11 protein-coding genes are annotated in these 12542 nt (G+C 58.7%); 7 read left to right on the top strand and 4 right to left on the bottom strand.

The features are described 5' to 3' along the window. Positions 1-351 precede the first annotated feature (351 nt). The gene (locus tag BK662_RS14040) at positions 352-2289 is read left to right on the top strand and encodes an alkaline phosphatase D family protein (protein ID WP_123358559.1); all 1938 of its coding nucleotides are present in this window, start codon (positions 352-354) and stop codon (positions 2287-2289) included. Positions 2290-2305: 16 nt separating this feature from the next. After that, a complete protein-coding gene (locus tag BK662_RS14035; RefSeq protein ID WP_123358558.1) occupies positions 2306-2833 on the top strand; it encodes a P-loop NTPase family protein in 528 nt (175 codons plus the stop codon). Positions 2834-2991: 158 nt separating this feature from the next. On the opposite strand, the gene BK662_RS14030 is transcribed toward BK662_RS14035, so the two are convergent. Next, the gene (locus tag BK662_RS14030; protein WP_123358557.1) at positions 2992-4167 is read right to left on the bottom strand and encodes an aspartate aminotransferase family protein; all 1176 of its coding nucleotides are present in this window, start codon (positions 4165-4167) and stop codon (positions 2992-2994) included. 102 nt (positions 4168-4269) lie between these two features. Here BK662_RS14030 and BK662_RS14025 point away from each other — a divergent pair, with 102 nt between their 5' ends. The 3 genes from BK662_RS14025 to BK662_RS14010 all read left to right on the top strand — a co-directional run bounded on the left by BK662_RS14025 (position 4270) and on the right by BK662_RS14010 (position 6933). Further along, a complete protein-coding gene (locus tag BK662_RS14025) occupies positions 4270-5175 on the top strand; it encodes a LysR family transcriptional regulator (RefSeq protein ID WP_123358556.1) in 906 nt (301 codons plus the stop codon). A 343-nt stretch (positions 5176-5518) separates the two neighbouring features. Continuing rightward, positions 5519-6532, top strand: a complete 1014-nt coding sequence (locus BK662_RS14015; RefSeq protein ID WP_123358555.1) for a sensor domain-containing diguanylate cyclase — start codon at positions 5519-5521, stop codon at positions 6530-6532. Continuing rightward, entirely contained in the window at positions 6529-6933 is a 405-nt protein-coding gene (locus tag BK662_RS14010; protein ID WP_123358554.1) for a GNAT family N-acetyltransferase, read from the top strand. Before BK662_RS14015 ends, BK662_RS14010 begins: the two co-directional genes overlap by 4 nt. 8 nt (positions 6934-6941) lie before the next feature. Here the strand turns inward: BK662_RS14010 and msrA are convergent, their stop codons facing one another. The 3 genes from msrA to msrB are packed head-to-tail and all read right to left on the bottom strand — an operon-like array spanning position 6942 to position 10023. Then, complete coding sequence (gene msrA, locus BK662_RS14005; RefSeq protein WP_123358553.1) at positions 6942-7649, bottom strand: peptide-methionine (S)-S-oxide reductase MsrA; 708 nt, start codon at positions 7647-7649, stop codon at positions 6942-6944. 27 nt (positions 7650-7676) lie between these two features. After that, positions 7677-9464 carry a cytochrome c biogenesis protein DipZ gene (locus tag BK662_RS14000; protein ID WP_123358552.1) on the bottom strand — a complete coding sequence of 596 codons (1788 nt, stop codon included), beginning with the start codon at positions 9462-9464 and terminating at the stop codon, positions 7677-7679. Between the two features lie 43 nt (positions 9465-9507). Further along, complete coding sequence (msrB, locus tag BK662_RS13995) at positions 9508-10023, bottom strand: peptide-methionine (R)-S-oxide reductase MsrB (RefSeq protein ID WP_123358551.1); 516 nt, start codon at positions 10021-10023, stop codon at positions 9508-9510. Between the two features lie 153 nt (positions 10024-10176). Here msrB and BK662_RS13990 point away from each other — a divergent pair, with 153 nt between their 5' ends. Continuing rightward, a complete protein-coding gene (locus tag BK662_RS13990) occupies positions 10177-10893 on the top strand; it encodes a response regulator transcription factor (protein WP_052966637.1) in 717 nt (238 codons plus the stop codon). Beyond that, on the top strand, positions 10890-12416 hold the full coding sequence (locus tag BK662_RS13985) for a sensor histidine kinase (protein WP_123358550.1): 1527 nt from the start codon (positions 10890-10892) through the stop codon (positions 12414-12416). The genes BK662_RS13990 and BK662_RS13985 overlap by 4 nt, the downstream gene beginning before the upstream one ends. The last annotated feature ends 126 nt before the right edge of the window (positions 12417-12542 follow it).

The raw sequence follows: 12542 nt of genomic DNA, 5'->3' as shown, positions 1-12542 counted from the left end.
TCGTCTCAACCGAGGCGCGCATTCTACAGCAGCCTCTGTTGCTGTCAAGCGGTAAAATCTTTGTTTTTCTTCATAAGATTCAACTACTTGCCGCCGAACAAGCATCTAATATGCTCGTTAGCGGGAGGCGAATAATACAGTGTTTTATTTCGTGGTCAACCACCTACTGCGATTAATTTTCACTTTAGCAACGCGCCTCAGGGCGGGTACTGATTTCTGCTCTTGGGCGGTCCTGGCTTTAGCGATTATCGCTGTTACAGATTCAGGCATAAGCCATTGGCCATCAGCCAATCCTCGCCACCAGCTGCGCTATCATCGCCCGCCTCTCTGCACCAAGAGCCTTGAACCCGGATGTCCGTATCTTTGCCATTGCCCGCCGATCACTCCCCATTGCCACCGGTCCTCGTCGGCCCGCTATTACGGCGCCTGGAACCCAAGCGGCTGGTGCTGTGGCTGGTGGGGTCACGTGCGCTGACTCTGACGCTGCGCCTGCAAGGAATCGACATCCGTCTCGACGCAGGGCAATGCACGATCATCCCGGTCGGTACTCATGCCTTCATTCATTTGATAGATGTGCCACTGGATGCCGCCCTGCCCTGCGACACGTTGATCCAGTACGACCTGCTGATCACCGAAGCGGATGGCACGCCGTCAGGCATCGCCGAGTGGGCGTCGCATCTGCTGTACGGCGAAGCGCATTGCCCGAATTTCGTGCTGCGCTCACGCATCGATCAGTTGCTGCATGGGTCCTGCCGTAAACCTCACCATCCGGCTGCCGATGGTTTGCTGTGCGTCGATCGGTTGCTGGAATCCGAGCCGGACGCTTGCAAGCGCCCCGCACTATTAATGATGAGCGGCGATCAGGTGTATGCGGATGATGTCGCGGGGCCGATGTTGCGGGCAATTCATGCCTTGATCGAGCGTCTGGGGCTGTTTGACGAACACCTCGATGGTGCAGTGGTCAGCGACAGCGCCAAACTCTACGAGCATCCGGCCAGTTACTACCATCGTGCGGATTTGTTACCGGCGCTTGAGAGCAACAAAACTCTGCGCGAACGATTTTTCGGTGGAGCGCGTAAGCCGATTTTTACCAGTAGCAGCGCCGACAACCATCAGGTGACCTTCGCCGAGGTCATGGCCATGTACCTATTAGTATGGTCGCCAACGTCCTGGATACTGATCGCGCCGCAACCACCGGCACTGACGCCCGAACGCCGCAAGCGCTATGCCCTGGAGCAGACACGCATCGATGCGTTCAAGACGGGGCTGGGTGGTGTGGGGCGAGCGATGGCCCATCTGCCGTGCCTGATGATCTTCGACGACCACGATATTACCGATGACTGGAATCTTTCCGCGCAATGGGAGGAAACGGCCTACGGCCATCCGTTCTCCAAGCGCATTATCGGTAACGCGCTGCTCGCTTATATGTTGTGCCAGGGTTGGGGCAACAACCCGGATGCATTTGGCAACATGCTGGAAAAAACCCGTCTATTAAGCGCCACGGGGCAAGACCATTACCTCGACAGCGACGTCCAGGATAGCTTGATCGATGAACTGCTGAGCTTTCAGAAGTGGCATTACGTGCTGCCCACCCGCCCGGCGCTGGTGGTGCTCGACACCCGCACCCGGCGCTGGCGCAGCGAGATGAACCTCAAGCAACCGTCGGGTCTGCTGGACTGGGAGGCACTCAGCGAGTTGCAACAGGAATTGCTCGATCATCCTTCGGCGATCATCGTTTCGCCGGCACCGATCTTTGGCGTCAAACTGATCGAAACCGTGCAACGGGTGTTTAGCTGGTGCGGCTATCCGCTGCTGGTAGACGCCGAAAACTGGATGGCCCATCGCGGCGCGGCCCAGGTGATCCTGAACATTTTCCGACACTCCCGCACACCCGGTAACTACGTGGTGCTGTCCGGTGATGTGCATTATTCCTTCGTCTACGAAGTATTGATCCGACACCGCAAGGCCGGCCCACGAATCTGGCAAATCACCAGCAGCGGGATCAAGAACGAGTTTCCGCCAGCGCTGCTCGAATGGTTCGACCGCCTCAACCGCTGGCTCTACTCGCCCCGCTCGCCACTGAACTGGCTGACCAAGCGCCGGCGCATGCGCATTGTTCCGCACATTCCCGAACACGCCGAAGCCGGGGAACGGCTGTGGAACTCGGCAGGGATCGGCCAAGTGTTCTTCAATGAAAAGGGCCAGCCGCAGAATATTTATCAATTCAATGCGGATGGATCGCCGAAGACGCGGATGATTGCGCCTGAAATTTCCGAAGCGGTTGAATGACTTTGCCCGAGTCGCCATGAGCAATTATTACCTGCACAGCATGAACCTCACTCGAACCCTTATCATCGGCAACTCCGGCTCGGGCAAGAGTTGGCTGGCCAAACGACTGGCCGAGCATCTACAAGTGCCCTGGATCGATCTCGACCTGATTCACTGGATATCCGATGAACACAGCATCGCTCGTCCCCGCGCCGAGGCATTGGGAATGGCGCGTGTGGCGGCGAGCAAAAATCGTTGGGTTATCGAGGGTGTGTATGGGTGGATGGTCAGTGAACTTGTGGAACAGGCGACGGCGCTGATCTGGCTATGCCTGGAGGACGAAGACTGCGTCAGTCATATTCGCCAACGAGAGGCGAAGCGCGATGAGCATGACGAGTTACTGATAGCGTTACTGGAATGGGCCGGCAGCTATCGTACTCGCGAAGAGTCCAGTGGATTTGCCGCGCATCAACGCTTGTTCGAAGGGTTTAGCGGTTCGAAACTTCAACTGATGAATCGGGATGAAGTCACGGCTTTCGTCAGTACGATGCAACAAACCGACTGATCATTCCTGATTCCACTGATGCAGACACCGATTCTGTAGGAGCTGCCGAAGGCTTCGATTTATTGATCTTCAGCGATTCAAATTCTGTCAAAAATCAAGATCAAAAGATCGCAGCCTTCGGCAGCTCCTACAGGGGGAATGCATTCATCCAAGAAAGGTCAGGCTGCGCTCACCGCCCGACCAACTCCTCTGACAATCATCTCCACTTCTCGCTCATCAATCGTCAACGGTGGTAGCAGGCGAATGGTTTTGCCCCGTGTCACGTTGATCAGCAGTCCATGATCGCGGGCTGCAATCAGGGTCAGGTCGCGAATCGGTTGTTTGAGTTCGATGCCGATCATCAAACCCTGGCCGCGAATCGCCAAGACGTTGGGGGCATCGGCCAGTTCCATACACAATCTGGCGAGCAAGCGTTCACCCTGAAGTCTGGCGTTTTCCAGCAGGCCTTGTTCCTCAATGATCTCCAGCACGGTGCATCCCACTCGGCATGCCAATGGATTGCCGCCGAACGTACTGCCGTGGCTGCCGGGGGTGAATAGTTCGGCTGCTTTGCCCCGGGCCAGGCAGGCTCCGATGGGGATGCCGTTGCCCAGGCCTTTGGCCAGGGTCATGACGTCCGGGATGATGCCTTCGTGCTGGAACGCAAACCACTGGCCGGTGCGGCCGATGCCAGTCTGGATTTCGTCGAGCATCAGCAGCCAGGTGCGCCGGTTGCACAGTTCGCGCACTGCTTTGAGATAACCGGGCGGCGCCATTTGCACACCGCTTTCGCCCTGAATCGGCTCCATCAGGATCGCCACGATGCGCGGGCCGTGGGCGTGTTGCACCGCCTCCAGCGCCGCGAGATCGCCGAACGGCACTTTAATGAAATTCCCTGGCAATTCGTTAAACCCCAAGCGCACCGCCGGGCCGTCACTGGCGGACAAGGTGCCAAGAGTACGACCATGAAAGGCGTTTTCCATGACCACCACCAGCGGCTGCTCGATGCCTTTATGCCAGCCGTAAAGCCGCGCGAGTTTCAGCGCGGTTTCATTGGCTTCGGCGCCAGAGTTGTTGAAGAACGCCCGATCCATGCCGGACAGCCGAACCAGTTTCTGTGCCAGTCGCTGTTGCCAGTCGATGCTGTAGAGGTTGGAGGTGTGCAACAGCAGCCCGGCTTGCTCGCTAATGGCCGACACGATTCGCGGATGGGAGTGGCCGACGTTGGTCACCGCCACGCCCGCCACCGCATCCAGATATTCGCGACCGGCCTTATCCCACAAGCGCGTGCCCAGGCCTTTACTGAAACTCAGGGCCAAGGGTTGGTAGGTGCTCATCAGGCAGGTGGCGGTCATGACATCAAACTCCATTAATAGTCGGTGTTTTTGCAGTATGGTTAGCCACCTGAGCTGGATAAACACTGCAACACTTCAATCATTTTAAAGCTGAGCTTGATAATGGATTTGTTCCAGGCAATGACCGTTTACGTAAGAGTGGTGGAAGCCGGCAGCATGACCGCCGCCGCTTTGCAGTGCGAAATGTCCACGACCATGGTCGGCAATCATCTTCGAGCCCTGGAGCAACGTCTGGGTGTGCGCTTGCTCAACCGTACGACACGGCGTCAACGCTTGACGGAATTCGGCACGGCTTATTATCAGCGTTGTCTTGAGGTATTGGGGTTGGTGGCCGATTCCGAACGTCTGGCCGAACAGACCCTCGACGAGCCGAGCGGCACCCTGCGCATCACCGCGCCGCTGACCTTCGGCACCGAACGGCTGGCGCCGGCCTTGAGTGAATTCGCCCTGCGTTGTCCGCAAGTCAAACTCGACGTCGTTTTGACCAACCAGCGCCTGGATCTGCTCGACAACGGTTTCGACGTGGCGATTCGCTTGGGCACCACCGAGATGTCCAACATGATCGCCCGCCCGCTCATCGACTACACGATGACCCTGTGCGCTTCGAAGGACTACCTGGCGCGCCGAGGCACTCCGGAAAAACCTACCGACCTGCAATACCATGACTGCCTGGCCTTCGCCTACCCGGCCGGAGATGACTGGCACTCGGTAGCAAAACAATGGCGCCTGAGGGGACCCGAAGGCGAAGTCATGGTGGAGGTCAGCGGACCGATGCTGATCAACAGCTCGGCGGGGCTGCATCAAGCGGCGCGAACCGGGATGGGCATCGTGATGGTGCCCGATGCCTTGGTGGAGCAGGACCTTCAGGACGGAAAACTGGTGGCCTTGATGCAGGACTACCAATTGCCGAGTCGGCCAATGAACCTGGTGTACGCCCAGGACCGCTACCGTTTGCCGAAATTGCGCAGCTTCGTCGATTTTGCGCTGCAGAGGTGGGGCAAGCATTAGGGGGCGTTCTCAATTAGTTTCCCCACCGCGCCGGGTCTGCTGTTGTGCAGGGCAAGGCGCGAGAAGCGTGGTTTGGTCATTCCAAATAAGCTTCGAGCAACGCTTCCCTGCACAACAGCAGGCCCGGCCCTTCGGGTTGTGCCTTAAAACGGGCCAGGCTGCGTTGCAGGCCTTGGAAAGGGAACAACCATTCCCAGCGGCCTGCGCCTTGCCTGGCCCGCTTTAAGGCGACAACGCGGCGGGGAAACTAATTGAGAACGCCCCCTAGCAGGGGCAATACCCCATGAACTAATCTCCTCGACTGGCGAGTCACGTTGATATCAGTTCGGCAGGGAGACCGATGATGGGTGAGGCATCGAATATCGAGCCGTTGAAGTTCAATCTGTCAGATTTTAACGAAGGCATGCTGCATACCATTCTGGAACTGGTGAGCGATGGCATCTGGGACTGGAATGCCAACACCGGGTTCGTCTACCGCAACCCCGGGTGGTACGAGATGCTCGGCTATCCGCCTCATTCCCTGGATAACAACGTGCTGACCTGGGAAAACGTGATCCATCCCGACGACTACTCACGAGTCATGGCGCTGTTTGATGACTACTTGAAGCAGCGCGCACCCGGCTATCAAGCCGAGTATCGCTGCCGCATGCGAGATGGCACTTACACCTGGATCGAAGATCGCGGCTATGTGCTGGCACGTAATGCCGACGGCTCGGTGGCACGAATGGTCGGCGCGCACCGCAGTATCGAAGACAAGAAACGCCTGTTCGAAGAAATGGAACGACGCAATCAATCCCTCGAAGCCATCGTCGAAGAACGCACCCGGGAGTTGTCTCGGGTCAATCAGCAGTTGCAGATTCAACTCGAAGAGAATCGCAAACTGGCGGAAACCGATGTGCTGACCTCCATCGCTAATCGCTATCGACTGGAAAAAGCCCTGCCCCAGGAATGCGACCGCGCCCAACGCTTTCGCCAGCCCCTGTCGCTGATCGCCATGGACATCGATGATTTCAAAAACATCAACGATCACTACGGCCATGCCCTGGGTGATGCGGCGTTGGTGCAGGTGATCGAGAGCGTTAAGCACTACGTGCGTGAAGGTGATTTGTTGGCCCGTTGGGGAGGCGACGAATTCATCATGATCCTGCCTAATACCTTGTTGGCCGACGCCAGGGCGCTCGCTGAAAGAATCCGCCATGGCCTGTCGAGCCTGCTGCCGGTCGGGGACTATCAAGTGACCATGAGTTTTGGCGTGGTGCAACGCTTTGAAGAAGAACAGCAGACCGGGCTGCTGGCCAGGGCCGACCAGGCGCTGTATCGGTCGAAGATTGCGGGCAAGAATGTGATTTCGGGGTGAGTACTCCCGTGCTTATCCGTGATGTGCAGCCCTGGGACGTGGAGTCCGTACGACTTTTTCTTGGCGAGAATGGGTGGGCTCACCGCACCGGCTCAGCTGAGCATTTCGCTCAGTTGATCGCAAATTCCCAACGTACAGCTGTTGCGATAAAGGATTCCCACATCGTCGGGTTTGCCCGAGGTATCACCGATGGTTTATCCAACGGTTATCTGTCGATGGTTGTCGTGTGCGGGCAAACTCGACGTGAAGGCGTCGGTCGCGCACTGGTTGAGCATGTCATGGGCGACAACACCGCCATTACCTGGGTTCTGCGCGCGGGCCGTGAAGGCGCTTCGGATTTCTTTTCAAAGCTGGGCTTTGAAACGTCGACCATTGCGATGGAACGCTCACGCTTGAAGTAGCCAATGCATTATTGACCAGCCTTCACCAACACCGGCTTCGCCTGATACTTATCCGGATACAGCTGCTTCAACTGCGTCACCTTCGGCAGGTCATTGATCACGATGTAAGGGTACGTCGGGTGCTCCGTCAGGAAGTCCTGATGTTCCTCCTCCGCCGGGTAAAAGCCGTTGTAGGTTTCCAGTTTGGTGACGATGGGTTTGTTGAACGAATGGGCGGCATCGAGTTGCGCGATATAGGCCTGGGCGACGCGTTGCTGTTCAGCGCTTTTCAGGAAAAGGGCCGATCGATACTGAGTGCCGCTGTCCGGCCCCTGGCGGTTGAGTTCGGTGGGGTTGTGGGCCACCGAGAAATAGATCTGCAACAGGTTGCCATAGCTGACTTGAGCGGGATCATAGGTGACTTCGACGGCCTCCGCATGACCGGTATCGCCATTGCTGACCCGCTCGTATTGAGCGGTGTCGGCCGTGCCACCAGCGTAACCGGAGACGGCGTTCCTCACCCCTTTGACGTGTTGAAATACCCCTTGGACGCCCCAGAAGCAACCGCCCGCAAAAATTGCCGTTTCACTGCGCGCTTGAGTCTTCTCGTCGAGGGTTGGTGGCGGAATGATGACCGCCTCTTCGGCGCCTCCGAAAGAGAACGCTGCGCACTGACCGATAACACTGGCGGCGGCCAATCCCAGCAGGGTGCGACGCCAGTTATATAGGATTTTCATGGCTTGTCTCCTGAATGAATGGGGTTATCAACCAAACGTAAACGCATACGCCGACACACCGGGATCGAGAAATTCAATGCTGAATGTCCGGTCCTTTACGCCTGCGGTCTGGCGTACCAGTTGATACAACCGCTGCTCGGTGACATTGCCGCTGCCATCGGGCGCCACGTCGACACCGTGGGCATCACCTGGGGGCTTGCCGTCAATCAACACTTTGAAACGCACCGGTTTGCCGTCAGCACCGGGGCCCAGTACCAGATGCAAATCGCGAGCGTGGAAGCGGTAGACGATACGACTGGCCGGTGCGCTTGAAACGGCTCGCTCCGGACCGACAGTCCATTGGCCATCCAGGCTCCAGTTATTGAGGGCCAATTGTGACGGAGGGCTATAGGCCGCCACCTTGTCTGGCGCCAGATCGGTTTCAGCAACGAAATGTTCCGCCCGTCTATAGCCGACATAGGTTTCCGGTGATTGCACTTCATTCATATCCGGGGCGAGCTGGATACCCTCGGCGCGAGCATTGATCAGCCCGTCCGCGACCTTCGCGGCGCCCGCCTCACGCAGCAGTTGCTGAATCACTCGCTCCGATTCGGCGTATTTGCCTTCACCAAAGTGGTGATAACGAATGCGTCCCTGAGCATCGGCAAAATAGTGGGCTGGCCAGTATTGGTTGTTGAAAGCACGCCAGACCTTATAGTCGTTATCGATTGCCACCGGATAAGTGATGCCCAGGTCTTTCATGGCTTTGGTGACGTTGCCTGCATCACGCTCGAAGGCAAACTCGGGCGTATGGACGCCGATTACCACCAAGCCCTGATCGCGATACTTCTCGGCCCAGGCCTTCACATACGGCAGGGTGCGCAGGCAGTTGATGCAGGAGTAAGTCCAGAAATCCACCAGCACAACCTTGCCCTTCAAGGCCTGGGCGGTGAGAGGGGGTGAATTGAGCCATTGCACTGCCCCGTCCAGCGATGGGAGGTTGCCTTCAATCGGCAGTTCGCCCGGTATCTTGGCGGTCATTTTCATGCTGCCGGCGGGTTGATCGCCGCCCCGTGGAATCTGCGACATCATCGCCCCACTGTCGGTCGGCAACTTATCGGCCAACCGGCTGACCAACGCCTGCTCAATACCGCCGGTGGAGGCTGTCGAGACCCGCGCCAGAATCCCGGTATCCAGCCCCAAAGCGATCGCCGCCACACCGGCCAGCATCGCGACTCCCAAACTTCGGCGCAGCCACTCGCCTGCGCCTATCGAACGCTTCATCGCGGCGAAGACTTTACCGCCCAGCAGCAGTGCCGCGGCGAGAGAGGTGGCGGCGCCGGCCGCGTAAGCCAGTAGCAACAGAGTGGTGGCGATGTTTGCTCCTTGCAGCGCCGCGCCAGTCAACAGCAGGCCCAGAATCGGCCCAGCGCAGGGCGCCCAGAGCAGGCCCGTGGCGACACCGATCAGCAACGAAGCGCCGGGACGTGGCCGGGTATCGGCAGCCGCGGCTTCCGACAGCCGACCGCCGGCTGCCACCAGTGGACGCGTCAGGCGCTCGGCCAACCGGGGCAGCAACAGCGTCAGTCCGAACAGTGCAACGAACAGCAACGCGAGCCAGCGACCGTACTGATTGACTTGCACCACCCAACCGCCGCCCACCGCCGCCAACGAGGCGACGAGCGCGAAGGTCAGCGCCATCCCCGCCAGCAGCGGCAAGCCACTCTTCATAAACGGCTGCCCGGTGCGAGCGAAGACAAAGGGTAATACCGGCAGAATGCACGGGCTGACGATCGTCAGCACACCACCGAGATAAGCGAGGACCAGAAGCCACATAACGTCGACCTGCGTGAAGTGAGTGAAAGGAAGTGCCCACGGATTACGCCTGTGGCTTGAAAGTCAGCGCCAGGCCGTTCATGCAGTAGCGCAGACCGGTGGGCTTTGGCCCGTCTTCGAAAACATGCCCCAAGTGACCACCGCAACGACGGCAGTGGACCTCTTCGCGCAGCACGCCGAAGGAGCGGTCCTGACGGGTGGCCACCGCGTTGTCCAGTGGCGCCCAGAAACTCGGCCATCCAGTGCGGCTGTCGAACTTGGTGTCGGAAGAAAACAACCGCAGATCACAGCCGGCGCAAGCAAAAACGCCCTTGCCGTGCTCGTTGTTCAGCGGGCTGCTGTAAGCCCGTTCGGTGCCCTCTTCGCGCAGGATCTCGTACTGCTCGGCGCTGAGCATGGCGCGCCATTCGCTATCGCTGTGAGTCACTTCGAAAACCTCCGCTGCGCGGGCCTCGTCGACCAGCGCAACGCTTGCGGAAAATTTTGGCAATACACCGACCACCAGGGCCGCAGCCCCCAGCCCGCCGCTTGCTACGAGAAACTGTCGCCGTGAAAACATGGGCCTTCTCCAAAATTCCAGGTGCCTTGCATGGAACACAGCCTAGGCTTGAGTTGATCGCCAAATCCTCACGAGGAGTTAAACAATTCGTGATAACTCAGCCTCAGGAAAACCCGCACAATGTGTTCATTGCGTCACAAAGGATTGAGCTCCATGGAACAGACCAAACGCGTCCTGGTGGTCGAGGACGACCTGCATATCGCCGACCTTATCTGCCTGCATCTTCGCGATGAGCAGTTCGAGGTGGTGCATTGCGCCGACGGCGATGAGGGCATGCGACTGCTGCAGCAAGGAAGCTGGGACGCACTGATCCTTGACTTGATGCTGCCCGGCGTCGACGGCCTGGAAATCTGCCGCCGCGCCCGGGCCATGGCCCGCTACACACCGATCATCATCACCAGTGCGCGCTCCAGCGAAGTTCATCGGATTCTGGGGCTGGAACTCGGTGCCGACGATTACCTGGCCAAACCCTTTTCCATGCTAGAGCTGGTGGCACGGGTCAAGGCATTGCTGCGACGGGTCGACGCCATGGCCCGTAACCTGAAAATGGACGCTGGCAGCCTGATCAGCGATGGCCTGTCCATCGACCCGATCACACGTGAAGTCTCCCTCGATGGCCGGCGTCTTGACCTCACGCCGCGGGAGTTCGACCTGCTGTACTTTTTCGTCCGTCAGCCCGGCAAGGTCTTCTCGCGCATGGACCTGCTCAACGCGGTGTGGGGCTACAGTCATGAAGGTTACGAGCACACGGTCAACACCCACATCAACCGCCTTCGGGCCAAGATCGAGGCCGATCCGGCGCAACCGGCGCGCATCCTCACCGTGTGGGGTCGTGGTTACAAATTCGCCACGAGCGGAGAGCAGCCATGAGATTGACCCTGACCCAACGCCTGTCCCTGGTGTTCGCCGTGCTGTTATTGGTGTGCTGCGGCACCTCGGCATGGATGCAGGTGCGCTCCAACCACATGCATGAACTGGAAGTGGTGCAAGGGTTGTCGCGGGATCTGGCACAACACATCGCCCACGACACCGTGCTGATGGACCGCAATGGCCCGATGCCCAATGCCGTGCGCGAATTGTTCAGCCAGCTGATGCTGGTCAACCCCAGTGTCGAGGTCTATCTGCTGGACACCGGAGGCCGAATTGTCGGCAGCGCCGCACCCGAAGGCCGGATTCGCCGAGAACGGGTCGATCTGGCGCCGATCCAGCGTTTGCTCAAAGGTGAGTCCCTGCCGATTCTCGGCGACGATCCGCGCAGTGTCGATGGCAGCAAGGTGTTCAGTGCCGCGCCATTGCGGGTCAACGGTCAACCGGCCGGTTATCTCTATGTGGTGTTGCTCAGCGAAGAGCATGACCGCTTCGCCGAACGCGGCGCCACCAGCGCGGCGCTCAATACCGCATTGCTGTCCATTGGACTGGTAGCGTTGCTCTGCCTGATTGCCGGCCTCACGGCATTTGCCCTGATCACCCGGCCATTGCGCCGCTTGACCGAGAAAGTCAGTCAGTTCGATATCAATGGCGCTCCGTCGGTGCAGCCCGTCTCGCTCGAGCCAGAGCCGGTAGAAAAAGCCGTCAGCCACGATGAAATTGCCGTACTCGACGCCGCCTTCCGGCAGATGCAAATGCGCCTAGGCGAACAATGGTGCTCGCTGACCCGTCAGGATCAGGAGCGTCGCGAACTGGTGGCGAACATCTCCCACGACCTGCGCACACCGCTGGCCTCGCTGCATGGTTACCTGGAAACCCTGTCGCTCAAGGACGCCACGTTGTCCCCCGCCGACCGCCGCCGCTATCTGGGGATCGCCCTGGATCAAAGCCGCAAGGTCGGCGGCCTGGCGCAATCATTGCTGGAACTGGTGCGGCTGGAACATGGTTTCGTGCAACCGGTGCTGGAGCGCTTCTCCCTGACCGATCTGGTGCAGGACATCTTTCAGAAATTCGAACTCGGCGCCGAAGCACGCCAGATCGAACTCAAGGCCACCTTCGCCCCCAACGTCTCGGCGGCCTGCGCAGATCTGGGGTTGATCGAGCGGGTGCTGACCAACCTGTTCGACAACGCGCTGCGTCATACGCCTCAAGGTGGAGAGATTGAACTCAGCCTACGCCCACAAGGACCTTTTATCGAAGTGACAATCAGCGATACCGGCCCGGGAATCGCTCCCGAACTGCGAGAAGGTCTGTTCCTGCGCCCGTTCAATATTGGCGGCGCCAGGCGCGATGGCGGACTGGGGCTGCGGATCGTGCATCGGATCCTGCAATTGCACGGTCGCGAGATCGAATTGATCGATATGCCCGGACGCGGCGCGACCTTTCGCTTCTCCTTGCCGGTGGATGAGCAAACAGCAGAACAATGTGTGGTTCGCTCGATGAATATAAATTCGATGGGGAAATAGTCGACAGCACTGGCAAAAATGCTGACCAGCCGCCTGTTCATTCGTGACAACGCAGCCTCGGTCCAATAGATTAGGCGGCCTGAAAAGGCCTCGTGCTTTCTCGCCTCAATCCAAGTTAAAGAAGTA

This window comes from Pseudomonas frederiksbergensis (assembly GCF_003732275.1).
Classification (GTDB): domain Bacteria; phylum Pseudomonadota; class Gammaproteobacteria; order Pseudomonadales; family Pseudomonadaceae; genus Aquipseudomonas; species Aquipseudomonas frederiksbergensis_H.
Note: the sequence above shows the minus strand (reverse complement) of the source record. Positions and strands in the feature narration are given on the sequence as shown.